The 25802-nt window shown below is 75.9% G+C and carries 18 protein-coding genes; 17 read left to right on the forward strand and 1 reads right to left on the reverse strand.

Going from position 1 to position 25802, the window contains the following annotated elements:
• The first annotated feature begins 437 nt into the window (after window positions 1–437).
• The 7 genes from ssd (at window position 438) to ACFY0X_RS12285 (ending at window position 6285) form a co-directional block, all read left to right on the forward strand.
• Window positions 438–1550: a septum site-determining protein Ssd gene (gene ssd, locus ACFY0X_RS12255; protein WP_387753177.1), complete on the forward strand. Its 1113-nt coding sequence runs from the start codon at window positions 438–440 to the stop codon at window positions 1548–1550.
• 83 nt (window positions 1551–1633) lie between these two features.
• Window positions 1634–2893, forward strand: coding sequence for a TadA family conjugal transfer-associated ATPase (locus tag ACFY0X_RS12260; RefSeq protein WP_387752585.1), 1260 nt, complete (start codon window positions 1634–1636; stop codon window positions 2891–2893).
• A 148-nt stretch (window positions 2894–3041) separates the two neighbouring features.
• Entirely contained in the window at window positions 3042–4097 is a 1056-nt protein-coding gene (locus ACFY0X_RS12265) for a type II secretion system F family protein (RefSeq protein WP_387752587.1), read from the forward strand.
• Window positions 4098–4273: 176 nt separating this feature from the next.
• Complete coding sequence (locus ACFY0X_RS12270) at window positions 4274–4870, forward strand: hypothetical protein (RefSeq protein WP_387752590.1); 597 nt, start codon at window positions 4274–4276, stop codon at window positions 4868–4870.
• A 59-nt stretch (window positions 4871–4929) separates the two neighbouring features.
• On the forward strand, window positions 4930–5202 hold the full coding sequence (locus ACFY0X_RS12275; protein ID WP_387752593.1) for a DUF4244 domain-containing protein: 273 nt from the start codon (window positions 4930–4932) through the stop codon (window positions 5200–5202).
• 70 nt (window positions 5203–5272) lie between these two features.
• Window positions 5273–5737 carry a TadE family type IV pilus minor pilin gene (locus ACFY0X_RS12280; protein WP_387752596.1) on the forward strand — a complete coding sequence of 155 codons (465 nt, stop codon included), beginning with the start codon at window positions 5273–5275 and terminating at the stop codon, window positions 5735–5737.
• Window positions 5725–6285, forward strand: coding sequence for an Rv3654c family TadE-like protein (locus tag ACFY0X_RS12285; protein WP_387752599.1), 561 nt, complete (start codon window positions 5725–5727; stop codon window positions 6283–6285). The genes ACFY0X_RS12280 and ACFY0X_RS12285 overlap by 13 nt, the downstream gene beginning before the upstream one ends.
• Here ACFY0X_RS12285 and ACFY0X_RS12290 read toward each other — a convergent pair.
• Window positions 6280–8751: a DEAD/DEAH box helicase gene (locus ACFY0X_RS12290; protein WP_387752602.1), complete on the reverse strand. Its 2472-nt coding sequence runs from the start codon at window positions 8749–8751 to the stop codon at window positions 6280–6282. The genes ACFY0X_RS12285 and ACFY0X_RS12290 overlap by 6 nt on opposite strands.
• A 222-nt stretch (window positions 8752–8973) precedes the next feature.
• Between ACFY0X_RS12290 and bldG the strand changes: the two genes are divergently transcribed.
• From bldG to ACFY0X_RS12340, 10 genes are all read left to right on the forward strand, one after another.
• Window positions 8974–9315, forward strand: coding sequence for an anti-sigma factor antagonist BldG (gene bldG, locus ACFY0X_RS12295; protein ID WP_030240921.1), 342 nt, complete (start codon window positions 8974–8976; stop codon window positions 9313–9315).
• A 159-nt stretch (window positions 9316–9474) separates the two neighbouring features.
• Complete coding sequence (locus ACFY0X_RS12300) at window positions 9475–9894, forward strand: ATP-binding protein (RefSeq protein ID WP_387752605.1); 420 nt, start codon at window positions 9475–9477, stop codon at window positions 9892–9894.
• Window positions 9895–10344: 450 nt separating this feature from the next.
• A complete protein-coding gene (locus tag ACFY0X_RS12305; protein WP_387752608.1) occupies window positions 10345–11130 on the forward strand; it encodes a hypothetical protein in 786 nt (261 codons plus the stop codon).
• Between the two features lie 302 nt (window positions 11131–11432).
• Complete coding sequence (locus ACFY0X_RS12310; RefSeq protein WP_387752610.1) at window positions 11433–12965, forward strand: methyltransferase; 1533 nt, start codon at window positions 11433–11435, stop codon at window positions 12963–12965.
• 228 nt (window positions 12966–13193) lie between these two features.
• Window positions 13194–13652: a DUF3592 domain-containing protein gene (locus ACFY0X_RS12315; protein WP_387752613.1), complete on the forward strand. Its 459-nt coding sequence runs from the start codon at window positions 13194–13196 to the stop codon at window positions 13650–13652.
• Between the two features lie 442 nt (window positions 13653–14094).
• Window positions 14095–16965 (forward strand): type I DNA topoisomerase, encoded by a 2871-nt coding sequence (gene topA, locus ACFY0X_RS12320; protein ID WP_387752616.1) that lies wholly within the window; start codon window positions 14095–14097, stop codon window positions 16963–16965.
• A gap of 260 nt (window positions 16966–17225) precedes the next feature.
• Window positions 17226–20834, forward strand: a complete 3609-nt coding sequence (gene tmk, locus ACFY0X_RS12325) for a dTMP kinase (RefSeq protein ID WP_387752618.1) — start codon at window positions 17226–17228, stop codon at window positions 20832–20834.
• Between the two features lie 320 nt (window positions 20835–21154).
• Entirely contained in the window at window positions 21155–22366 is a 1212-nt protein-coding gene (locus ACFY0X_RS12330; protein WP_387753179.1) for a DNA polymerase III subunit delta', read from the forward strand.
• Window positions 22367–22750: 384 nt separating this feature from the next.
• Window positions 22751–23926: a hypothetical protein gene (locus tag ACFY0X_RS12335; RefSeq protein WP_387752621.1), complete on the forward strand. Its 1176-nt coding sequence runs from the start codon at window positions 22751–22753 to the stop codon at window positions 23924–23926.
• A gap of 177 nt (window positions 23927–24103) precedes the next feature.
• Window positions 24104–25783, forward strand: a complete 1680-nt coding sequence (locus tag ACFY0X_RS12340) for an alpha/beta hydrolase (RefSeq protein ID WP_387752623.1) — start codon at window positions 24104–24106, stop codon at window positions 25781–25783.
• The last annotated feature ends 19 nt before the right edge of the window (window positions 25784–25802 follow it).

Here is a 25802-nt window from a genome sequence, read left to right on the forward strand (position 1 = left end):
GACTTTCGTCACTCTGCGTTGTCAGTTGCTCATGTCCGTCGAGGATCGAACGGCCGGTTCCGAGCGGTCGTGCGGGTCCGTTCGGAAGCGGTGCCGGGAAGACGGCGGGGAGCGGTCCGGAGAAGGGGCGAACGGGATGCGGCGGGCCGCCGGTTCATCTCGGTGACCCCCTTTCGTCAATTCTTCGCCGATTAGCCCCCCGCCCGGGTGAACGTTTTCATCCACAGCCCATGAGTTATCCACAGGCAATCGGAACCCGGATGACGGAATCCGGGATCTCCCCCCACCGTGATGACCGGCGGCGGTCGCCGGGCAGGGCCTCACTCCTTCCTCCCTGAGGTCTGTCGGGCGGCCGTCCGCCGGAACCGTCCGACGTGCGCCGCCGGCCACCACTCCGGTGGTCGGCGGCGCGGAGGGGAGACACCGTGTCGACGCCTATCGCCGACCACATCACCGCCGAGGGCCCCGCGGTCGCCGGGCCGCTCGTCGTCACCGAGGACGAGGGCCTGGCCGAGCACCTGCTGCGGATCTGCGCGGCCGCGGGCACCGAGCCGAGGCTGGTCCGGGGCGCCCCGCCGACGCGGGAGCTCTGGGAAGGCGCCTCGCTGGTCCTGGTCGGGGACGACCAGGCCGCACGCTGCTCCGGGCTGGGGCGGCGCGGCGGGGTGCTGCTGCTCGGGCTGGACCTGGACGATCCCGGGGTGTGGGTCCGGGCCGTCCAACTCGGGGCCGAGCACGTGCTGTTCCTGCCCGACGCCGAGGCCTGGCTGCTCGACCGGGTGGCCGACGCGGCCGAGGGGGTCGGCTGCCCGGCGGTCACTGTCGCGGTGCTCGGCGGGTCCGGCGGGGCCGGAGCCTCGACCCTGGCCTGCGCGCTGGCGGTCACCGCCGCGCGGGCGGGCCGGCGGACGATGCTCCTGGACGGCGATCCGCTGGGCGGGGGTCTCGACATCCTGCTCGGCGGCGAGCGGGTCAGCGGGTTGCGCTGGCCCGACCTGGCCGGCTCCCGCGGGCGGGTCAGCGGGGCCGAGCTGGCCAGGGCGCTGCCGGCGCTCAAGCGGCTCTCCACGCTGTCCTGCCTGTCCTGGGACCGCGGCGACACGCTGACCGTCCCGCCGGAGGCCATGCGCAGCGTGCTGGCCGCCTCCAGGCGGCGCGGCGGGCTGGTGGTGGTCGACGTGCCCCGCCACCTCGACGCGGCCGCCGGGCAGGCGCTGGAGCAGTCCGACCTGGCGCTCCTGGTGGTGTCGGCCGAACTGCGCGCGGTGGCCGCCGCCGACCGGGTCGCGGCGGCCGCCCGGATGCGGCTCGGGGATGTCCGGGCCGTGGTGCGGCCGGTGCGGGCCGGCGGGCTCCCGGCCCGGCAGATCGTCCGCGGGCTGCGCTTGCCGCTGGCGGGAGAGCTGGAACCGGAGCCGGGCCTGGCACAGGACGTCGTGAAGGGCGTCCCGCCCGGGAGCCGGGAGAACGGCCCGCTCGCACGCTTCTGCGCGGGCTTCCTGAACGAGGTGCTGCCGCCGGTGCCGGCGGTCGGAGGAGGGGTGTACTGATGGTCCGTCTGCGCAGAACAGTCCTTCGGAGTGGCTCGCCCGGCCCGGGCGGGGGTGCGCGGGAGCACCGGCCGCTGCGGAGCGTGCCGTCGTCCGGCGGGCCGCCGGAGCCGGGGCCCGGTCACGGTCCCTGCCCGTACGGCCGGACGGCCCGCGAGCAGCGGACGGCGGCCCTGGTGGACGCGGTGCGGCTGCGGCTGGCCGAGTCGGGCGCCGCCCCGACGGCGGGCTCGGTCGCGGCTGCGCTGCGGGCCACCCGCCCGCCGCTCGGCGGCGACGAGGTCCTGGACACCGTGCGCTCGCTGCGCGCCGAGCTGGTGGGTGCGGGCCCGCTGGACCGGCTGCTGGCGGCGCCCGATGTCACGGACGTCCTGGTGAACGGCCCGGACGAGGTGTGGGTCGACCGTGGCGGCGGCCTGCGGCGAGCCACCGGAGTCCGGTTCGCCGACGCCGAGGCGGTGCGGCGGCTGGCCCACCGGCTGGCCACCGCGGCCGGCCGGCGGTTGGACGACGCCCGCCCGTGGGTGGACGCCCGCCTGCCGGACGGCACCCGGCTGCACGCCGTGCTGCCGCCGATCGCGGCTGGCTGCACGCACATCTCGCTGCGGGTCTGCCGCCCCCGGCCGTTCACGCTCGACGAGTTGGTGGCGGGCGGGTCGCTGCCACCGGAGGGTGCCGAGCTGCTCGCGGGCATCGTGCGGGCCCGGCTCTCGCTGCTCGTGTCCGGCGGGACGGGCTCGGGGAAGACCACGCTCCTGTCGGCCCTGCTCGGCCTGGTCGGGCCGGACGAGCGGATCGTGGTCGCCGAGGACTCCGCCGAACTGCAACCGGCCCACCCGCACGTCGTCCGGCTGCAGGGCCGGCCGCCCAACCAGGAGGGGCTGGGCGAGCTCACCCTGCGGGACCTGGTCCGCCAGGCGCTGCGGATGCGCCCGGACCGGCTGGTGATCGGCGAGGTGCGCGGGGCCGAGGTGTCGGACCTGCTGGCCGCGCTGAACACCGGGCACGAGGGCGGCTGCGGCACCGTCCACGCCAACACGGCGGCGGACGTGCCGGTCCGGCTGGAGGCCCTGGGCTCGCTCGCCGGTCTCGACCGGCCGGCACTGCACAGCCAGCTGCGGGCCGCGATCGACGTGGTGGTGCACCTGGCCCGCGATCCGGGCTCGGGGCTGCGCCGGGTGGCGGAGATCCACACGCTGGCCGGAGCCGGCGACGGATCGGCCGTGACCACACCCGCGGTGGCCTTCCCGGCGTCCGGCGGCCTGCGTCCCGGTGCGGGCTGGGAGCGGCTGGTCGGACTGTTGGCGGCGCGCGGGGTGCCGCTCGGATCGGGGCGGTCGTGATCGCGGTGACGGTGGCCGGGTCGGGAGGAGCGGACGTGCGGGTGGTGGAACTCGCCTTCGCCCTGCTGCTGGGCGGGTGCGCTGCGGGTGCCCTGGTGCTGCTCGGTGGCGCGGGTCGGAAGGACGGAGGACGACGGAGGTGAACGACTTGGCGCAGAGTCAGATCGCGCTCGGCTGGACGGTGGTGCTGTGCCTGGTGGCCGTCGCCGCGTGGCGCTCGGTGCAGGAGCAGTTGCCGGGCGGGCGGCGCTCCAGGCTGGTGCTGGCGGGCAGCGGGCCCCCGGTGCCGGTTCCGGTGCCGGGGCTGGGGCCAGGACCGGGCGCGGAGATCCTGGCGCGGGCCCGGGGCCGGCTGCCGGAGCTCCTGGCGCCCGAACTGCTGCTCCTGCCGCTCGGATTGGCCGCCGGACGGGCCGTCGCCTCGCCGGTGCCGGTGCTCGTGGCCGCCCTGGCCGTGCTGCCGCTGCGCAGGTGGCGGCTGCGGCGACGCCTGGCGGCGGAGGCCCGGCACCGGGCGGCGGCCGTGGTGGAGTTCTGTGCCGGCCTGGCGGGGGAGTTGCGCGGCGGGGCGACACCGGAGCAGGCGCTGCATCTGGTCACCGCGAGGCTCGCCGCCGACCCGGAGGCGCTGCGCAGGCTCGGCGAGGAGCCGGTGGCGCGGCTGGCGGCCGGCCGTTACGGCGGGGACGTGCCCGCTGCCCTGCACCTGCTGGCCGAACAGCCGGGCGGCAGCGGGGCGGCGGCCGTCGCGGCCTGCTGGCGGGTGGCCGCGGACAGCGGCGCGGGGCTGGCCGACGCGCTGGAGCGGGTCGCGGAGGCGCTGCGCGGCGAGCGGGCGCTCGCGGAGGAGATCGCCGGGGAGCTGGCGGGTCCCCGCGCGACCATCGCCGTCCTGGCCGCGTTGCCGGCCGTCGGACTGCTCCTCGGCACGGCGCTCGGCGCACGTCCGCTGGAGGTCCTGCTGCACACCCCGGCCGGGCTGGGCTGCCTCGTGGCGGGAGCGGTCCTGGAGGGGCTGGGGGTGCTCTGGACGGCGCGCATCGTGCGGGCGGCGGCCCACGGCGGGCTGGGGGCGCCTTCGCGGCGGGGTGAGCCGCGTCGAACCCGTGGCCGTGCGGCGCCCGCTCCTCGGGCGAGCGAGCGGAACTGCGGGCTGTCGCGGGTGCGCGCACGGGTGCTCGGGGCGGAAGCGGGGGCGAGGTGATGCGAGGCGCCGAGTCGCTGGCGGTCGCCCTTCCAGCGGTGGCGGTTGTCGTGGGGTGGACGTCGGTGCGTGGCCGGGCGAGGCGTCGGAGGGTGTTCGCCCGGGCCGCAGGACGGGAGGAGAGGGGGCGAAGAACGCGGCTGGAGGCCCTGGCAGTCGGGCGCCGACGGCGGGCGGTGACGGCGGCCGTGGCCGGGCTGGCGGCGATGGTGCTGCTCGGTGGCGGTACCGGACTGGTCGCCGGGGCGCTGCTGGCGGTGGGCGTCCACCAGTGGTCGGCCCGGGCACGACCGCCGGCAGACCGCCGGGCGGCCCGCGAGGACGAGCTGCTGACCAGGCAACTCCCACTGGGCGCCGAGCTCCTGGCGGCCTGCCTCGGCTCCGCGGCGCTGCCTTCGGAGGCCGTGTCGGCGGTGGGTCGGAGCGTGGGAGCGCCACTGGGGCCCCGGCTGGTGGCGATCGGGGCCGAACTGGCCCTGGGCGCACCGCCGGAGCTGTGCTGGAGCCGGCTGGGCGAGCAGCACCCGCCGCTGGCACCGCTGGCGCGCTGCCTGGAGCGCAGCAGCCTCGGTGGTGTCCCGGCAGCCGGCCCGCTGATCGGCCTGGCCCAGGGGCAGCGCACGGCGGCGGCCCGCGCGGCCCACGCACGGGTGCGCCGGGCCGCGGTGCTCGCCACCGCGCCGCTGGGGCTCTGCTTCCTCCCGGCCTTCGTCCTGATCGGAGTGGTGCCGGTGGTGATCGGCCTCACCAGCCGCTTCGCCCAGGCGATGTGAACAAGGGTCGAGTGCACGGTCATCGACCATCAACGGAAGACAAGCGACAGGAGAGTTTCATGACCGCAGTGATCGCGATCGGGCCCGGTGCCGGGCGTCCGCTCCGCCCGTCGGCCGCGGCATGGCGGCGCAGGAGCCGCCGAGCAGCCTGCCGGGTGCGCAGGGTGGTCCGGCTCCGGGGCCGCTCGGACGCCGGGATGACCACGGCCGAGTACGCCGTCGGGACGCTGGGCGCGTGCGCCCTCGCGGCCGGGCTGTACAAGGTGGTGACCAGCGAGGCCATCACGGGTGCGCTGACCGACATGCTGGTGCGGGCGCTCCATGCGACCTAGCGCCGGTCGACGAACCCGCCTCTGCGGCGCGCCGCGCCCCCAGTCTTCGGCCGGGAGGTACGTCCGGCGGATGCCCGGCCAGGGGGCAGGGGCAGGCCCTCGCCGGGCGGGGGAGCGGTGTGTCGGCCGGGCCTGGTCGCTGCGGCCGGGGCGGCGCGGTGACGCGGGTTTCGTGACGGTGGAGACGGCGGTGGCGCTGCCGGCGCTCGTGCTGCTCGCGGCGATGCTGATCTGGGGCGTGCTCGCGGCGGCCGCGCAGATCCGCTGCGTGGACGCCGCCCGGGTCGGCGCCAGGGCGGCAGCGCGCGGGGAGGCGGACGCGGCCGAACTCGCCCGTGCGGCGGCCCCGCCGGGCGCGCAGGTCCGGGTGGCCCTGGCGGCCGACACGGTGCGGGTCGACGTGGAGGCGCCGTGCGCGGGGCCGGGCAGGCTCGGCGGGCTGCTCGCCGTCCGGCTCACCGCGGCGGCCGTGGCGGCGCGGGAGGACGCCCTGGTGGCGGTCACGGAGGGAGGCGGTGGCCCATGGCCGTCCTGAGCTGGCTGCGGGCGTCGGCGGGCCGGGTGGCGAGTGCCCGTGCCGCCCGAGCGGTCGCGGCGGGCGGGCGGGGGCCGGACGCCGGCTCGGCGACGGTCTGGCTGCTCGCCCTGGCGATGCTGGGCACGGCGGTGTTCGCCGCGACGATCGCGGTCGGCTCGGTGGTCGCCGCCCGGCACCGGGCCGAGTCCGCCGCCGACCTCGCGGCCCTGGCCGCGGCGGACCGACTGCTGCTGGACCCGGACGGGGGCTGCGCGCGGGCCGCCGAACTCGCCGCCGTACAGGGCGCCGGGCTGGTGTCCTGTGCGGTCGACCGGTCGGCGGACGCCGTCGAGGTGGTGGCCGAGGTGGGGGTCCGCGGGCTCCCGGCCCGGCTGCCGGTCGGCCCGGCGCGGGCGAGGGCACGGGCAGGGCCGGTACGGGCCCCGGTCACCGTTCCCGAGGACGTTCCGGGGGGCGGGTCGGGCGAGGGGCCGGGCGGGGGTCGGGGCGAGGGGCCGGGCGGTGCTCCGAGCGGAGCCCCGAGCACCGCGGCGGCGGTCTCATGAACCGTCCGGCGTTCCACCGTTTGGCGCTCCACCGTCCAGCTCCGAGGCCGCCTCCGCCGTCTCCGGGCCGCCCTGCCTGCCCCGCCCGCCCGCCTCGTCTGTTCGGTCCTGCCGGTCCGGCTCCTGCTGCCGGTCCGGCTCCCCCGCGCCTCCGGGTGCCCCGGCCAGCAGGACGTCCAGGAGCCGGACGGCGGCGGCCTTGTCCAGCGGGTCGTTCCCGTTGCCGCACTTGGGTGACTGGACGCAGGACGGGCAGCCGCGCTCGCACTCGCAGGAGGCGATCGCCGTCCGGGTGGCCGACAGCCACTGGACCGCCCGCTGGAAGCCGCGTTCGGCGAAGCCGGCCCCGCCCGGGTGGCCGTCGTAGACGAACACGGTCGGCAGCCCGGTGTCCGGGTGCAGCGGGACGGAGACGCCGCCGATGTCCCACCGGTCGCAGGTGGCGAACAGCGGCAGCAGGCCGATCGAGGCGTGCTCGGCGGCGTGGGCGGCGCCGGGCAACTGGTCGGGCGGGATGTCCGCGTCGAGCAGCTGGTCCTCGGTGACGGTCCACCAGACCGCGCGGGTGCGCAGCGTGCGGGGCGGCAGGTCGAGCTTGGTCTCGCCCATGATCTCCCCGGTGGAGATCCGTTTCCGGAGGTAGCCGACCACCTGGTTGACCACCTCCACCGAGCCGAAGCTGAGCCGCCCCTCGCCCCACTCCACGGTGGTGTCGGTGTCGAGGACGGAGACGGAGGTGATGTCGCGGGCGGCCGTGGTGTACGGCGGGTCGGCCGGTTCGACCAGGGCCACGGAGCTCTCCAGGTCGAACTCCCGGACCAGGTAGGTGCGGCCCTGGTGCAGGTGGACGGCCCCGGTGTGGACGGTGGTGTGCGCGGCGGCGGCGTCCACCGTGCCGAGCAGTCGGCCGGTGTCGGCCTCGACGATCTGCACCGGGCTGCCGCCGCTGCCGCGCAGGTCCACCGCGTCGGCGGCGCGCTCGCGACGGGTCCAGTACCAGGAGCCGTCGCTGCGCCGGCGCAGCAGGCCGCGCCGCTCCAGGACCGGCAGCAGCGGCGCGGTGGACGGCCCGAACAGCTCCAGGTCGGCATCGGTGAGCGGGAGTTCGGCGGCGGCCGCGCACAGGTGCGGGGCGAGTACGTGGGGGTTGTCGGGGTCGAGCACGGTGGCCTCGACGGGGGCCGCGAACAGCGCCTCCGGGTGGTGCACCAGGTAGGTGTCCAGCGGGTCGTCCCGGGCGATCAGGACGGCCAGCGCGCCCTGGGCCTCCCGGCCGGCCCGGCCGGCCTGCTGCCAGAGCGAGGCCCGGGTGCCGGGGTAGCCGGCCATCAGGACGGCGTCGAGGCCGGAGATGTCGACGCCGAGTTCCAGAGCGGAGGTGGAGGCGAGGCCGAGCAGTCGGCCGGTGTGCAAGTCGCGCTCCAGGGCGCGGCGTTCGTCGGCGAGGTAGCCGCCGCGGTAGGCGGCGACCCGTCCGGCGAGCGCGCGGTCGAGCTGGTCCTGGGTCTGGAGCGCGACGAGCTCGGCGGCGCGCCGGGAGCGGACGAAGACGACGGTGCGGGTCTCCCGCTCGACCAGGTCGGTCAGCAGGTGCGCGGCCTCGGCGGTCGCGGTGCGGCGCACGGGCGCGCCGTGCTCGCCGACGTTCTCGGTCAGCGGCGGCTCCCAGAGCCCGAAGACCATCGGCCCGCGCGGCGAGGCGTCCTCGGTGACGGCCGCGGCGGGCAGTCCGGTCAGCCGCCGGGCGGTCGCGGCCGGGTCGGCGGTGGTGGCGGAGGCCAGCAGGAAGGCGGGTGACGAACCGTAACGGGCGCAGACACGGCGCAGCCGCCGCAGCACCTGGGCGACGTGCGAGCCGAACATGCCACGGTAGCTGTGGCACTCGTCGACGACCACGTAGCGCAGCGCCTTGAGGAAGGAGGACCACCGGGCGTGGCCGGGCAGGATGCCCCGGTGCAGCATGTCCGGGTTGGTGAGCACGTAGGAGGCGTACTGGCGGACCCACTCGCGTTCCTCGGGCGGGGTGTCGCCGTCGTACAGCGCGGCGCGGACCCTCGGCGGGGCGAGTTCGGCGGCCCGGCGGCGCTGGTCGGCGGCGAGCGCCTTGGTGGGCGCCAGGTAGAGCGCGGTGGCGCCACGGCCGTTGCGGGCCTCGGTGCCGTCCAGCAGATCGCTGAGTACCGGGGCCAGATAGCCCAGCGACTTGCCCGAGGCGGTGCCTGTGGCGATCACCACAGTCTGGCCGCTTTTGGCCAGATTCATCGCTTCTGCCTGGTGCGCCCACGGCTGTTCCACCCCGACGGCGCGCGCCGCGGCCACGATCTCCGGACGGATCGAGTCGGGCCACGGTGAATAACGCGCAGGTCGGGCGGGAAGGTGCTCCGTATGGGTGAGCCGGTCGGACCGTCCCCGGACGGTGGCCAGGGTCGTGAGCAGTGCCTCGGGCGGGCTGTGTCGGGGCGGCATGGGGACCCAGTGTGTCACCGGCGTGACGGAGAATCGTCGTAAGCCATCGTGCGGGCATGGTCGCAGGTGGTTGAATGTGGCCGTGACGGCCGTATGGCCGTGGGTCGCAGCGCTGAGGCTTGCCACGCGTTGGCTGGGCGCGCCCGGGCTCGCGACCATGCGGTGGCGGCCGTCCGGCCGAGGATCGCACATGACGTAGCAAGGCAAGGTGCTGGAGGTTCCGTGGACCTGTCCCTGTCGACCCGTTCAGTCGGCGATCGTACGGTCGTCGAGGTTGGCGGCGAGATCGATGTGTACACCGCCCCGAAGCTGCGGGAGCAGTTGGTCGAGCTCGTCAACGACGGCAAGTACCACCTCGTCGTCGACATGGAGGGCGTTGACTTCCTCGACTCGACCGGCCTCGGTGTGCTGGTGGGCGGTCTGAAGCGGGTGCGCGCTCACGAGGGCTCGCTGCGCCTCGTCTGCAACCAGGAGCGCATCCTGAAGATCTTCCGCATCACCGGCCTGACCAAGGTCTTCCCGATTCACACCTCGGTGGACGACGCGGTCAGCGCGACCGACTGACGCGACCGGGCCGGCCCGTGCGGCCGGCCCGCTCGTTCATCGCGTCCGGGTGCCCGGGCCCGTGTGGCCCGGCGCGTCCCCCGGGCGCTTCTGGGCCGGTTCCGCCGGTCCGCAGGGGCCGGACGTCCGGCCCCGGTCGGAGCACCCCGAGGGGGAGAGATGGCAACCGTCGAACTTCGATTCAGCGCGCTTCCCGAGCATGTGCGGACGGCCCGACTGGTCGCCGCGGCCGTCGCCAGACGGGCCGGGGTCGACGAGTCGGTGCTCGACGAGGTACGGCTCGCGGTCGGCGAGGCGTGCTCCCGCGCGGTCGGACTGCACCAGCGCGGCGGCCTCGGCGGCACCGTCCGAGTGGCGCTGACCGACCAGGAGAAGCGTTTCCTCATCGAGGTCGAGGACGAGGCCGGCCCTGCCGCCGTCCCGGCCTCCGGCGCCGCCGAGGGCGGCGAGCCGGACGAGGACACCCTGGGCCTCGCCGTGATCACCGGCCTGGTCGAGGACCTGGAGGTCACCAACGGCGCGGATGGTGGCCTGATCCGGATGAGCTGGCCGGTTTCGGTCCCATCCGTCGCGGTCTGAGGCTCCGCCTCCGCGTTTCCGCCCGTCCCCGTATCCCGTGCGCCCGCGCCCCAAGCAGGAGGCCGGCACCTCGTCATGCGCCCGGGCGGACTATCCCGCACTGGCGGCTGCCCCGTCACCGCGGACGCGTCGGGCCGCCCTGCCGCACGGCTCTTCGGCCGGCGCCCGGGGGAGGGCGCCGACTTCGCCACGGCCGCCGACCGGCCGATCAGTCAGCCGGCCCGTCAGCATGCCGTGCGAGGACCGGGCCCGGCGGGGCCCTGGAGCCGGCGCGCGGGTGCCTTCCGGGCGACGGGCGGGGACGCCCGGGGGCCGGGAACGGTCCGGTCGGGGGTGTCGAGACGGGTGCCCCATGCGTGAACGGGCAGCGGGGACCGGGGAGCCGGGGGACGGGCACCGGCCGTGTAGGTTCGACGACCGATGACGACCGCAACCGAAAGGCTTCTCCCGGTGAACAAGCGACTGCTGGCCGTACCCGCCCTCGGCGTGCTGCTCGCGTTCGGTGCCGTCGGCTGCGGCGATGACGGCAAGCAGAACAGCAAGCAGCTGGACTCCTGGGCGTCGACCGTCTGCGGCGCGGCCAAGGCCCCGATCACCCAGGCGCAGAGCGCGCTCGCCGACACCGGCCAGGTGAAGACCGGCGAGGCTCCGGCCGACCTGCAGAAGCGGCTCTCCACGGACATCGGCCGGCTGGCCAAGACCAACCAGGACATAGCCGCCGCGATCGACTCGGCCGGGGCGCCCAAGGTGAAGGACGGCGCGACCCTCCAGAAGGACACCGTCGACGAGCTGAAGAAGGCGGCCGACGGCTACGTGGAGGTCCAGAAGAAGCTGGACGCGCTGCCCAACAACGACCAGGCCAAGTTCGCCGACGGGCTGCGCAGCGTGGCCGACCAGGTGCAGCAGCTGGCCTCGCTCTCCACCCAGGCGCAGAGCAAGCTCCAGCGCGGCGAGCTCGGCGCGGCGATGGCCAAGCAGGAGGGCTGCAAGCCGTCCCCGACCACGGCCCCGACCAGCGGTACCACCGGTGGCGCGGGTGCCGGTGCCAGCAGTACCCCGGCCCCCGGCGGCGCGGGCACGACCCCGGCCCCCGGTGCCACCGACACCCCGGGTGCCCCGGCGGCCACCCCGGCGCCCGGTGCGACCGACGGCGCGAGCCCGGCCGCGGCCGGCTCGACCACCGCTCCGGCCGCCCCGCCCGCCGCCCCGGAGACCCCCGCCCCCAGCGCGAGCTGAGCCCGGCGGACCGGACGATCCGCGCGCGCCCCTGACACCGGCCCCGGTAGCCGTCAGCGGCGGGCGACGCGCGCCGCCCGACAACCGGCCGTGCGGGCCTGCGTCCGCGGAGCCGCTGTCCCCGGGAGCCGGTGCCCGCGGGAGCCGGTGCGGTGCCCTCGGCGGCCCGCCGAACGACTCGGCGCGCCCGCCAGGGCGGCGCACGGCGGCTTCCGGGGGCGCGCGGTGCGGCGCGGGCTTCCGTCCGATGGGCGCGGGGCGCAGCGGCGGCCGCGGGCTGGGCGGCGGGGGACAATGGCGGGGTGATCAGTAGCCCCGTTCTCGACCCCACCCGTCTCGCCAAGTTCCGCGAGGCGCTGCTCGCCGCCTCGTTCACCGCCGACGGATGCCTGGACCTGCTCGGGCCCATCGGCTATTCGGCGTTGGCCCGCAGCGAGGCGGTCCCGGCGCTGCGGGCGACCCGCGGTGGCAGTCCGCTGGAGACGCTGGTGCGGCTGTTCCTGCTGCAGCAGCCGGTCCCGTACCGGGCGGCCGCCGCCGCGCTGCCGGTGGAGGACTGCCTGGCGGACGGCTGGCTGCGCCCCGACGGCGATCTGGTGCGCGCCACCGTCGACGTCCGGCCGTACGCCAACGAGGTCGCCGGGATGCCCAGTTCGGACGCCTGGGTGGTCTCCGACCTGGGCTGCGCGGTGGGCGGCGCGGGCGGCATCGGCTCCGGCGAGACCGCGCACGGGGTGGCCCGCAAGGACCTGGTGCTGGGCGTCGGCGGCGCCTCCACCACGCTGGCCAACATCACCGTGCGCCGCCCCGTCCGGGCCGCGCTGGACCTCGGTTCGGGCTCCGGCGTGCAGGCGCTGCACGCGGCCCGGCACGCCGGTACCGTCACCGCCACCGACCTCAACCCGCGCGCGCTGCGCTTCACCGAGCTGACGCTGGCGCTGTCCGGCTTCGACAACACCGAGGTGGCCGCCGGGAGCCTCTTCGAGCCGGTCGGGGAGCGGAAGTTCGACCTGATCGTCTCCAACCCGCCGTTCGTCATCTCGCCGGGTGGCCGGTTCACGTACCGCGACGGCGGCATGGCCGGCGACGACCTGTGCCGCAGCCTGGTCCGTTCGGCCGCCGACCACCTGGAGCCCGGCGGCTACTGCCAGCTGCTCGCCAACTGGCAGCACGTCAAGGGCGAGGACTGGCACGAGCGGCTGGCCGGCTGGGTCGCGGGCACCGGCCTGGACGCCTGGGTCGTCCAGCGCGAGGTCCAGGACGTGGCCCAGTACGCCGAGTTGTGGCTGCGCGACGGCGGCGACCACCGCGGCCCCGGCGGGGACTACCAGGCCCGGTACGGCGAGTGGCTGGACGCCTTCGAGGCGGGCCGGGTCGAGGGCATCGGCATGGGCTGGATCACCCTGCGGGCGAGCGGCGCCGAGCGTCCGACCGTCCGGGTGGAGGAGTGGCCGCACCCGGTGGAGCAGCCGCTCGGCCCGCACATCGAGACCTGGTTCGACCGGCAGGACTTCCTCCGCTCGCACGACGACGCGGGCCTGCTCGCGGCCCGCTACGTGCTGGCCGACGAGGTGGTCCAGGAGCAGGTCGGCGCGCCGGGCGCGGAGGACCCCGAGCACGTGATCCTGCGTCACAACCGCGGCATGCGAAGGGCCACCAAGGTGGACACGGTGGGGGCCGGCTTCGTCGGGGTCTGCGACGGGACGCTGTCGGCGGGCGAGATCGTGGACGCCATCGCGCAGCTGCTCGGCGAGGACCGGGTGGTCCTGCGGGACCGGGTGCCGGAGTCGCTGCGCCTGCTGACCGAGCAGGGCTTCATCGACCCGGTCCGCTGAGACCCGTCTGACGAAGCCGGTTTTGTCGAAGCCTGCCGGTCGAAACCGGTCAGTCGTGACCGGGCTGGTCTGACCGGACGCCCGGACCCCGTCGGGATCCGGGCCCGGTTCACCCGCCCGTACCCCCTGGTTCGTCCGGCCGCCGCCGGACGGCTGTCTCCCGTTGGCTCTCCGCTGTGAAGCTCTGTCCACAGGCTGTGGACAGAGCTGGGGAGCCGGGGGCCAGGGGTGGACACGACGACGGCGATGGTGGGCGGGTCGGTGCTCGCCCTCTTCGGTGGCGTGCTGCTGCTCTGGTGCGCCGCGGAAGTGAGCCTGCGCCTGCGGGTGCGCCACCGGGGGGTGCCGACGGTGGCCACCGTGGTGGCCGAGGACGACGTGCACGGCCAGCTGGACAGCGCGCCGCTGCTCTCCTTCTCGGTGCCGCCCTCGGTCGGCGGCCCCGGCGCGTGCGGGATAGCGGGGCTCGTGATCGCCCGCCCGCGCGGGCACACTCCGCTGCGCCGGCCGGACCGTTTCGCGCCAGGTGTCCCGGTGCGGATCTGTTATGACCCGCGGCATCCGAGCCGGGTGGTGCTGGCGGCCGGGGAGGTCGGCCGGGCGGCCGTCGTCGACCTGCTGTGGAGCGTCCTGGGCGTGGGCTGCCTGGCGGCGGGCGCAGGCCTGCTGGCCGTGGCCGGCGCCTGAGCCCCACGCCCGCCCACCGCCGCCCGCGGACCACCGCCCGCCGACCACCCGACGAGCGAGCGCCGAGCGAGCGCCGCGCGGACACCGAGCGTCCCGCCGCCGAACGCGCCCCCGGGCGAATTCGCGCCACCCCGCGGCCGCCCGTCGATTTTTCGTTGACAGATCTTGAAATCCGTCATTCCATCCTCCGGAACCTGCCGAAGGCCCCCCTCCGCGGGGCGCGAACCTCCGTCATCGGGTTACCGTTCGAGTGGCGTCGGTGAGCCCGGCAAGTGAAAAAGCGGGATCAGTCCGTTTGACAAGGGTGGCCGGGGTACGGTCACACTCCGCTGGTGGGGGTGTCGTGCCGCGGCAGCCCTGGGACGGTGGAGGGGTCGGGCGGAGCGCAGCCCGTGCTGCCGGCGCCGACCAGCCACATAAGGACCGGGAGAGAAGAGCGAAGGTGTCCCCGAGCAGCGAGACCGCGCACGGACAGCGACTCGTCATTGTCGAGTCGCCGGCCAAGGCGAAGACGATCAAGGGCTACCTGGGCCCCGGCTACATCGTCGAGGCGAGCGTCGGGCACATCCGCGACCTCCCCAGCACCGCGGCCGAGGTGCCGGACAAGTACACCGGCGAGGTACGCCGTCTCGGGGTGGACGTCGATCACGACTTCGCGCCGATCTACGTGGTCAACGCGGACAAGAAGTCCCAGGTCAGCAAGTTGAAGTCGCTGCTCGCGGAGTCCGACGAGCTCTTCCTCGCCACCGATGAGGACCGCGAGGGCGAGGCCATCGCGTGGCACCTCCAGCAGGTGCTCAAGCCCAAGGTGCCGGTGCACCGCATGGTGTTCCACGAGATCACCAAGTCGGCGATCCAGGAGGCCGTGGCCAACCCGCGCGAGCTCAACCAGCGCCTGGTCGACGCCCAGGAGACCCGCCGCATCCTCGACCGGCTGTACGGCTTCGAGGTCTCGCCGGTGCTGTGGAAGAAGGTCATGCCGAAGCTGTCGGCGGGCCGCGTGCAGTCCGTCGCGACCCGGCTGGTGGTCGAGCGCGAGCGCGAGCGGATGGCCTTCCGCACCGCCTCGTACTGGGACCTGGTCGGCACCTTCGGCACCGGCCGCACCCCGGCCGACGCCGCGAACCCGGAGACCTTCGGCGCCCGGCTGGCCTCCGTCGACGGCAAGCGGATCGCCAGCGGCCGCGACTTCGGCCAGGACGGCCGGCTGAAGGCCGCCAGCGCGAACACCCTGCACCTGGACGAGCAGGCGGCCCGTCAGCTGGCCGCCGCCCTGGAGCAGACGGCGTTCGCGGTCCGCAGCGTCGAGTCCAAGCCGTACCGCCGCTCGCCGTACGCGCCGTTCCGCACCACCACGCTCCAGCAGGAGGCCAGCCGCAAGCTGGGCTTCGGCGCCAAGCGGACCATGCAGGTGGCCCAGAAGCTGTACGAGAACGGCTTCATCACCTATATGCGCACCGACTCCACCACGCTGTCGGACACCGCGGTCTCCGCCGCTCGGGCCCAGGTCACCCAGCTGTACGGCGCCGACTACCTGCCGGACGCGCCGCGCACCTACGCCAGCAAGGTCAAGAACGCGCAGGAGGCGCACGAGGCCGTCCGCCCGTCCGGCGACCGCTTCCGCACCCCCGCCGAGACCGGTCTGACCGGTGACGACTTCCGGCTGTACGAGCTGATCTGGATGCGCACCGTCGCCTCCCAGATGAAGGACGCGGTCGGCCAGTCCGTCACCGTCCGGGTCGGCGGCACCTCCGCCGACGGCCGGGACGTCGAGTTCTCCGCCTCCGGCAAGATCATCACCTTCCACGGCTTCCTCAAGGCCTACGTCGAGGGCGCCGACGACCCGAACGCCGAACTCGACGACCGCGAGCGCCGGCTGCCGCAGGTCGCCCAGGGCGACCCGCTGGCCGCCGAGCGGATCACCCCGGAGGGCCACGCCACCAAGCCGCCGGCCCGCTACACCGAGGCCTCGCTGGTCAAGGAGCTGGAGGACCGGGAGATCGGCCGCCCCTCCACCTACGCGTCGATCATCGACACGATCATCCAGCGCCGGTACGTCTTCAAGAAGGGGACGGCGCTCGTCCCGTCGTTCCTCTCCTTCGCCGTGGTCAACCTGCTGGAGAAGCACTTCGGCCGGCTGGTCGACTACGACTTCACCGCCAAGATGGAGGACGACCTCGACCGGATCGCCGCCGGTGAGGCGCAGTCCGTGCCGTGGCTGAAGCGCTTCTACTTCGGCGAGGGCGAGGGCCACGCCGCAGGCGGTGCCGCCGAGGCCGGCAACGGCGACGGCGACCACCTGGGCGGCCTGAAGGAACTGGTCACCGACCTCGGCGCGATCGACGCCCGGGAGATCAGCTCGTTCAGGGTCAGCGACGACATCACCCTGCGGGTCGGCCGCTACGGCCCGTACGTCGAGCGCGCCTCGGCGGTCGAGGGCGAGCCCGGCCAGCGCGCCGACATCCCGGACGAGCTGCCGCCGGACGAGCTCACCGTCGAGCTGGCCGAGGAACTGCTGGCCAAGCCCAGCGGCGACTTCGAGCTCGGCCAGGACCCGGTCAGCGGCAACATGCTGGTCGCCAAGGACGGCCGCTACGGCCCGTACGTGACCGAGATCCTGCCCGAGGGCACGCCGAAGACCGGCAAGAACGCGGTCAAGCCGCGCACCGCCTCGCTGTTCAAGACGATGTCGCTGGACACCGTCACGCTGGAGGACGCGCTGCGGCTGCTCTCGCTGCCGCGGGTGGTCGGCACCGACCCCGAGGGCGCGGAGATCACCGCGCAGAACGGCCGCTACGGCCCGTACCTCAAGCGCGGCACCGACTCCCGTTCGCTCACCAGTGAGGACCAGCTCTTCACGATCACCCTCGACGAGGCGCTGGCGATCTACGCCCAGCCCAAGCAGCGCGGCCGGGCCGCCGCCGCCCCGCCGCTCAAGGAGCTGGGCAACGACCCGGTCAGCGAGCGCCCGGTGGTGGTCAAGGACGGCCGCTTCGGCCCGTACGTGACCGACGGCGAGACGAACGCCACGCTCCGCAAGGACGACGACGTCGAGACCATCACGCCGGAGCGCGGGTACGAGCTGCTCGCCGAGAAGCGGGCGCGCGGGCCGGTGAAGAAGGCCGCGAAGAAGGCCCCGGCCAAGAAGGCCGCGGCCAAGAAGACGACCACGGCCAAGACCGCGGCGACCAAGACCGCGGCCGCGAAGAAGACCGCGGCCAAGAAGACCACCACCACCAAGACGGCGGCGGCGAAGAAGACGGCCGCCAAGAAGACGGCCGCGAGCAAGACCACGGCCACCGACGAGGGCTGATCCCCGGCGGTGACAGCGGGCCCGCACCCCGATCCCGGGGTGCGGGCCCGAGCGCTGTCCGGGGTGGGACGGGGGTCTTGCCGGGATGCGCACGAGGATGTGGGCCGGACGTGCTGGGGACGCGTGCGCGGATGCGCGCGGTGATGCGTGCCCGGATGCGCGCGGGGATCTGTGCGGGGAACGTCACAACCCGGTGATGAGCGGGATCCGGAAGCCCGTTCGCCACAATCCGGCCAAGCCCCGCCCGCTACGCTGACCGTATGACGAGCGAGGAGCAGCCCACCCCCAGCGCCGCCCCGGCCGCCAGAGCCTGGGCGTCCGACCTGCCCGAGGTCGCGCCCGCCGGGACTCCGATGGACCGGGCCCGGGCGCTGCTGCGGACACGTGCCTACCGGCGCCTGTGGACCACCCAGCTGATCGGCGGCACCGCCGACCGGCTCGGCCTGCTGGTGCTGCTCGCGCTCACCGTGATCGCCGCCGCCGAGGGCGGCCGGTTCGGCAGCCCGCCGCGCAGCCTCGCCTTCGCCCTTGCCGCGGTCCTCGCCGTCCGGGTGCTGGCCACCGGCCTGGTCGGCGTGGCGCTGCTCGGACCGGTGCACCGGCTGGTGGCCGGCAAGCTGGACCGGCGCTGGACGCTGTTCGGCGCCGACGTGCTGCGCGCCCTGCTGATCGGCCTCGCGCCCTGGTGGAGCGTCTGGCTGGGCTCCACCGCCAAGCCCTCCGGGGCCGCCGCCTACGTCCTGCTCGCCACCGTGTTCCTGACCGGTGCCGCCGAGCGGGTCTGGGGGATGGCCAAGGCCGCCGCCGTCCCGGGCCTGCTGCCGCCGGCCGACCCGTACGCCCCGGCCGCCGAGCAGCGTCCGGCCGCGGCCAACCTGGAGAGCGTCCGGGGCATCGACCGCTTCACCGGCTGGGTCACCGTGCCGCTCGGCGCCGTCTGCCTGGTGGCCTTCACCCTGCTCAACAACATCGCCGCGGCCCTCGGCTCCGACTGGCTCCGCGCCCACCAGCTCACCTTCGCGGCGCTCGGCGCGGCCGGGCTGTTCGCCGCCTCGGCGGTCCGCGGCTACCTCCAGCAGCTGCCCGGGGGCCCGGTGTCCGTCGCCCCGGTCTCCCCGTTCCAGGGCCTGCGCGCCCCGACCGACGCCGCCCCCGGCCCCGCGCTGGGCAAGGGCCGCACCGGCAGCGCCCCGTACTTCACCTTCGCCGTCGCGGCCGGCTACGCCGCGATGGCGGGCGTCGCCGCGCTCGCGCTGCTCACCGCCGCCGAGCACCGCGCCGGGCCGATCGGCTACGGCCTGCTGGTGCTCGCCGCCACCGGGGCGCCCGCCCTGGGCGCCCGGCTCACCCGGGCCACGCTGCCCTCGCTGTCCCGCCGCCGGCTGCTCGCGCTGGCGCTGCTCACCCAGGGCGTCGCGCTGATCCTGGCCGGGCTGGTGCTGGACTTCGTGCTGGTCCTGCTGCTCACCGTGCTGGCCGGCCTGGCCGCCGGGATCGTGGTCTCGGCCGGGCGCACGCTGCTCGCCCAGGAGGTCGAGGAGGCCCGGCTGCCGAAGGTCACCGAGCACCTGTTCGCGGTGCTCCGGGCCGTGGTCGCCGCCGCGCTGGTCGCCGTCCCGTTGATCGCCGCCGGCTACGGGGACGTCGAGTACGGCACCGTCGAGCCCGGCTCCTTCACCTTCATCCACGGCGGCGCGGCCCTGGCCGTCGCGACCTCCGGGCTGCTCACACTGGTGCTCGCCGCGGTCGTGCTGCTGCGCACCGACGACCGGCGCGGCACCGCGCCGTTCATCCGGGACCTGGTGGACTCGGTGCGCGGCCCGGGCGGCCCGGTGCCGCACCGGGGCGCGGGCACCGGCTTCTTCATCGCCCTGGAGGGCGGCGACGGCGCCGGCAAGTCCACCCAGGCCCAGGCGCTCGCCGAGTGGATCCGCGGCAAGGGGCACGAGGTCGTGCTCACCCGCGAGCCCGGCGGCAGCCCGGTCGGCCAGCGGCTGCGCGGCCTCGTCCTGGACGTCGGCAACACCGGCCTGTCGCACCGCGCCGAGGCGCTGATCTACGCCGCCGACCGCGCCGAGCACGTCGAGAACGTCATCCGCCCGGCCCTCGCCCGCGGCGCGGTGGTGATCACCGACCGGTACATGGACTCCTCCATCGCCTACCAGGGCGCCGGGCGCGACCTGGCCGCGACCGAGGTCGCCCGGATCTCCCGCTGGGCCACCGGAGGGCTGCTGCCCGACCTGACCGTCGTCCTGGACGTCGACCCGACCAGGGCCCGCGAGCGCTTCACCGAGGCGCTGGACCGGCTGGAGTCCGAGCCCACCGAGTTCCACCAGCGGGTCCGGGCCGGCTTCCTCGCCCTCGCCGCCGCCGACCCGGCGCGCTACCTGGTCGTGGACGGCAGCCAGGCCCCCGGTTCCGTCACCACCGCCATCCGGCACCGGCTCGACCGCGAGCTGCCGCTCTCCGAGCAGGAGAAGGCCGCCCGCGCCGAGCAGGAGCGGCTGGCCAAGGAGGAGGCCGAGCGCCGCGCCGCCGAGGAGGCCCGCAGGAAGGCCGAGGAGGAGGCCGCCGAGCGCAAGCGGCAGGAGGTGCTGGCGCAGCTGCGGGCCGAGCAGGAGGAGAAGGAGCGGCTGGCCAAGGAGGAGGCCGAGCGGGCCGCCGCCGAGGCCCGGCGCAAGGCCGAGGAGGAAGCCCGCCGCCGGGCGGAGGAGGAGGCGAAGCGCCGCGCCGAGCAGGAGGCCGAGCGCCGCGCCGCCGAGGAGGCCCGGCTGGCCGCGGAGGCCGCCGAGCGCAAGCGGATCGCCGACGAGGCGGCTGCCCAGGCCGAGCTCCAGCGGCAGCGCGAGCTCGCCCGCGAGGAGCAGCGCCGCCGGGCGGAGGAGGCGCTCCAGCGGGCCGAGGAGGCGCGGCTGGCGCAGGCCGCCGCGCTCGCGGCCGCGGCTGCGGCGGCGGAGTCGGCGGAGGACCGGGCCGAGGGGCGGCCGGGCGCTGTTCCGGATTCTGCTCCGGGTACGGGTTCGGGCCCGGCTTCCGGGGGGACGGCCGGGGATGCCGTGACCACGGAGCTGCGGGCGGTCCGGGACGCTTCTCCGGCGGACGCTCCGCGGGATGCCTCGCAGGCGCCGTCGCGGCCGTCGGGGCCGTCGGCACAGGCGGCGGGGCAGGCGGCTGGACAGACGTCCGGGCAGACTCCGGGGCAGGCTTCTTCGGGCGGGCTCGGGGACGAGGCGACGCGCGAGCTGTCGCCGCGGGACCGGCAGGCGGCCGTCCGGGCCGCGGAGGCCGTCGAGGCACGAAAGGCCGCTGAGGCGCGCCGGGCCGCCGGCGGGGCTGCCGGATCGGTCGACGAGACCGCCAAGCTGCCGGTGGTACCGGCCTCGGCGGTGGACGAGACGGCCGTGCTGCCGACGATTCCGGCGGAGACCGACCGGACCGAGGTGCTGCCTCGGATCGAGCCGGGTCGTGCCGACGCTCGTACCGAGGGCCGTGCCCAGAGCCGTACCGAGGGCCGTACCGAGGGCCGACCGGCCCAGGGCCCGCGGCGGGCGGAGCCGGTGGACAGCACCCGCGAGCTGCCGGTGGTCGGCGCGGAGCCGGCTGCCGAGCCGGAGCCCAAGACGCAGTCGGGCACCGAGCGGCCGCGGCCGGAGTGGGCCGAGGAGACGCCGCTGGACGACCTGCCGAGCCTCACCGACACCCTGCTCGGCTCGCACGACGAGTGGACGCACTGGGAGCGCGGCGGCCAGGGCCAGTCGGGTCCGTACGGCGGCCCGCAGGCCGGCGCGGAGCGTCCCGAGGGACGCGGGGACGCCCAGGACAAGGGCGACGGCAAGGGCAAGGGCCGTCGCTGGGGCCGCCGGGGCTGACCGGACACGCGTGTGCGGCGCCGTCGGGGCAGGTCCCCGGCGGCGCCGCCGCGTTTCGTCGGGTGGGCCGTCCGTCGGGGAAGGCCGGTCGGCGGAGGTCCGTCGCCTCGGGGCGGGAGCCTCGGGCCTGGGCCTGGGCCTGGGCCTGGGCCTGGGCCTGGGCCTGGGCCTGGGCCTGGGACGTCGCGGCCAGGGCCTGGGGACCGGGCCGCCCCGTTCGCCGTGACCCGGACGGAGCAGTGGGTGTCGGAGCGGCGACGTATGCTCGACGGCGGGGAAGAGGCGCCGGGAGCGCTGCCGTACGGAGCTTGGGAGCAGCAGTGGCCGTCTGGGACGACCTGGTGGGCCAGGAGCGGGTGGTCGAGCAGCTGACCGCCGCCGCCCGGGCGGCCGGGGCGACGGTCGAGGCCGGTCGCGGGGCCGTCCCGGTCGAGGGCGCGAACGCCTCCCTGATGACGCACGCCTGGCTGTTCACCGGCCCGCCCGGCGCCGGGCAGGTCACCGCCGCCCGCGCCTTCGCCGCCGCCCTCCAGTGCACCAGCCCCGACCTCGCGCTCGGCGGCACGCCCGGCTGCGGGTTCTGCGACGGCTGCCACACCGTGCTGGCCGGCAGCCACGCCGACGTGAAGTACGTCCGGACCGACGGCCTCTCCATCGGCGTCGGCGACATGCGCGACCTGGTGATGCGCGCCTCCAGCTACCCGACCGGCGGCCGCTGGTCGGTGATCCTGGTGGACGCCGCCCACCGGCTCACCGAGGCCGCCGCGAACGCGCTGCTCAAGGGCGTGGAGGAGCCCTCCCCGCGCACCGTCTGGCTGCTCTGCGCCCCCTCCGTCCAGGACGTGCTGCCGACCATCCGCTCGCGCTGCCGCCTGCTGGTGCTGCGCACACCGGCGGCCGAGGCGGTCGCCGACACCCTGGTCCGCCGCGACGGGGTGGACCCGGAGACGGCCCGACTGGCCGCGCTCGCCGGGCAGGGCGACATCGAGCGCTCGCGCCGCCTCGCCGTCGACGAGCAGGCCCGGACGCGGCGGACGGAGGTGCTGCGCATCCCGCTGGAGATCGGCGACATCGGCGGCTGCCTGACCGCCGCCCAGCGCCTGGTCGACACCGCCAAGGCCGACGCCGAGGCGCTCGCCGAGACCCAGGACGCCAAGGAGACCGACGACCTCAAGGCCGCCTACGGCGCCGCCGAGGGCAGCAAGGCACCGCGCGGCATGGCCGGCGCGGTCAAGGAGCTGGAGAAGCGGCAGAAGAGCCGCGCCACCCGCACCCGCCGGGAGACCCTCGGCGTCGCCCTGCTCGACCTGCTGGGCTTCTACCGGGATGTGCTCGCCATCCAGCTCGGCTCCACCGGCGCGCTCGCCAACGAGGACCAGCGGCAGGCGCTGAACCGGGTGGCCCAGGCCGGTCCGGCGGAGAGCACGCTGCGCCGGATCGAGGCGGTGCTGGCGTGCCGCCAGGCGCTGGACCGCAACGTGGACCCGCTGCTGGCGGTCGAGGCCATGACGGTGGCGCTGCGCGCGGGCTGAGTGCCGGACGGTCCGGGCCTCGGGCCGGGGCGTCCTGGCGTCGGGCCGGGGCGTCTGTCCGAGGGCTGTTCCGTCGCTCGCTCGGTCGCCCGCTCGTCATGCGTTCCGAGGGCCGGCCCGCTGTGCCGGGCGCGGTTCCACCGGGGGTTCCACCAAGCGGTGCGCTCCACCGGGCGGTGCCCTTCAGCGGGCGAGCCCGTAGGCCTCCCGGAGCGAGGGACGTCCCCCCTTCGAGTGAACGGGCGACACTCGCCGGGCACACCGTCGTGTGACCGCGCGCCCGGTGTGCACGCTGGGGGCCGACTGCGCCCGCTATGGGGGCGGTCGCCTCCCGCACGCGCCGGTTCCGGTTCGGCGCGGCCCCCTCCAGAGGTGGTGCGTCCCGTGGTTCGTTCGCTCCTCGTCATCCCCCTGCTGGCCGCCGCCCTCGGCGGGGTCTGGCTGGCCCGGGGGGCCCGCCAGCGCTGGCGCGACCTGCGCGCCGCCGAGACCTACGAGCTGGCCGGCGACCGCTGGCCGATGCTGCTGCGGGCGGGCGGCGCGATGGTCTGCGGGGTGTGCGTCACCGCGCTGACCGTGCTCACCGCGTTCGGCGCCTTCGGCGGCCTCGGCCGGGACGCCCAGGAGCCGGACCGGGCGGAGCCGGTCGTGGACTCGGCCGCGGGCGCCGGGGCCGATTCGGGGGAGGCGGCCCGCCAGCAGCAGGCGGCGCCGCCCGCAGGCGCCGAATCGGCAGCCGCTGCAGCCGCAGCCGCTGCTCCCGCCGTTGTGTCCGCTCCCACCAGCGCTCCGGTCGTGGCCAGCCGCTTCGACAGCGTCGGCCACCCCGGGGGTGGTGAGCTGCTCCAGTCCGCCGTGCTCGGCCCCGACGGCCGCCCCCGCAACATCCGGGTCTGGCTCCCGCCCCAGTACTCCAAGGAGCCGAACGCCCGCTTCCCGGTCGTCGTGATGCAGGCCGCCACGCCTCAGAAGACCGCCGACTCCGAGGTCCCCGACGTCTTCGAGGGCATCGGTTCGGCTCTCCAGACCGGCAAGACCCGACCCTTCATCCTGGTCGCCCCCGAGGCGCCGAACGGCACCGCGCACCCCTGCGAGCTGGTCGCCGCAGCCCCGGCCGCCGTCGCCGACGACGCGACGCTGCGCGCCACCATCGCGGCCTCCTTCCGCGCCCTGCCGCCCGGCCCGGCCTCCTGGGGCACCCTCGGCGTCGACGGCGGTGCGCCCTGTGCGGCGGCCGCCGGGCTGTCCCGGCCGGACCTGTACGGGGCGGCCGCGGCGGTCTCCGGCCGGTACGACGCCACCGCGCTCACCCAGACCGGCGCCGAGGCCCCGGCCGGCAGCGCGGCCAGGCTGCTGCTGGCGGCCGCCAGGTCGGACTCCGCCGGGCTGGACGCGGCCCGCAAACTCCAGGCCGCGCTGAAGGCTGGGCCCGGAGCGGCGGCCAAGGCCGACGTGCGGATCTCGGACAACGTGCAGGACTACACCCCCGACCGGGAGCGGCTGCGGCTGGTCCGGCAGGCGGCGCAGTACCTGGCCGAGGCACTGGCCAAGGCGTCCTGAGCGCCGCTCCGGCGGCGCTACGCTGCCCGGTACCCCGGGGCGGGTGCCGGGCAGCGGCGTTTCCTCCGGGTGCTCTCGGGAGTTGATCCACCGGTTGTTCCTCGGGTCGTTCCTCCGGTTGTTCCCGGTTGTTTCCCCCGGTTGCTCACGTGCTGGTCGATTGCGGAGAGGTGACGGATGAGGGCCGTCGGGCGGGCACAGACACAGGCACGGACTCGGGCGCAGGCACGCGCGCTGGCCGCGGCGCTGGTCGTCGCGGGGCTGCTGGCGGGCGGCTGCAGCGCCGATCCGTCCGGGGCGGCGAAGGCGTCCTCCTCGCCCTCGGCCGCTCCCGTCGCGCCCTCGGCCCCGGCGGCAGCCACCCCGCTGGAGCCGCTGCCCGCCGCCGTCCCGGCCGCGCTCGCGCCGTACTACGCGCAACGCCTGGCCTGGCAGCCGTGCGACGGCGGGTTCGAGTGCACGACGTTCCGGGTTCCGCTGGAGTACGACCACCCGGGGGACGGCGACCTCACCCTGGCGGCCGCCCGCGCGACGGCGGAGCCGTCCGTCCCCGACTCCTCCGCCTCCCCTGCCGATGCTGCCTCCCCTCCCGCCTCCGCCTCCCCGGGCACACGGCTCGGCTCCCTGCTGCTCAACCCGGGCGGGCCCGGCGGCTCGGCGATCGAGTACCTGGAGGCCGCCGCCCGGACGTACGACCGCGGGGTGCGGGCCGGTTACGACCTGGTCGGCCTGGACCCGCGCGGGGTGGGCCGCAGCAACCCCGTCAACTGCCTGACCGGCGACCGGATGGACGCCTACACCACCGTCGACCTGACCCCCGGCGACCAGCGCGGCATCGACGCGCTGATCGCGGCCGACAAGGAGTTCGCCGAGGGCTGCCGGAAGCAGGCCGGGGCGGCGCTCGGCCACCTCAGCACCGTCGAGGGCGCCCGCGACATGGACGTGCTGCGGGCCCTGCTCGGCGACGAGAAGCTGAACTACGTCGGCAAGTCCTACGGCACCTTCCTCGGCGCCACCTACGCCGGGCTGTTCCCCGGCCGGGTCGGACGACTGGTGCTGGACGGCGCGATGGACCCGGCGCTCGACTCCGTCACCGGCAACCGGACCCAGGCGGGCGGCTTCGAGACCGCCTGGACCGCCTTCGCCCAGGACTGCGCCACGCGCGAGGACTGCCCGCTCGGCCGCACCGAGCAGCAGGTCGGCGAGCAGCTCACCGCCCTGTTCGCGGGCGTCCGCACCGCCCCGCTGCCCACCACCGACGGCGGCCGCCGGCTCACCGAGTCCCAGGCGACCACCGGCGTCATCCAGGCCATGTACGCCGACTTCCTGTGGCCGGAGCTGCGCACCGCGCTCGCCGCCGCCGAGGCCGGCGACGGCACCGGCCTGCTGAAGCTCTCCGACGACTACTACGGGCGCGAGGCGGACGGCTCGTACCCCAACCTGATGTTCGCCAACACCGCGGTGAACTGCCTCGACCTACCCGCTCCGTTCACCGGGCCGGAGGACGTCCAGCGAGCGGTGCCGGAGTTCGAGCGGGTCTCGCCGCACTTCGGGCGCGACATGGCCTGGATGGCCCTGACCTGCGCCTACTGGCCGGTCCGCGCCACCGGCGCGGCGCACACCATCCGGGCCGCCGGGGCCGCCCCGATCGTCGTCATCGGCACCACACGCGACCCGGCCACCCCGTACGCCTGGGCCCGGTCGCTGGCCGGTCAGCTGGAGTCCGGCCGTCTGCTCACCTTCGACGGCGACGGCCACACCGCGTACGGCCGCCACAACACCTGCGTGGACGGCGCGGTGAACCGCTTCCTGCTGACCGGGGAGGCCCCGGAGCAGGGCAAGCGCTGCGAGCGGTAGGGCGGCCTGGAGCCGGGTG

It is taken from the genome of Kitasatospora sp. NPDC001547 (assembly GCF_042894165.1).
Taxonomy (GTDB): domain Bacteria; phylum Actinomycetota; class Actinomycetes; order Streptomycetales; family Streptomycetaceae; genus Kitasatospora.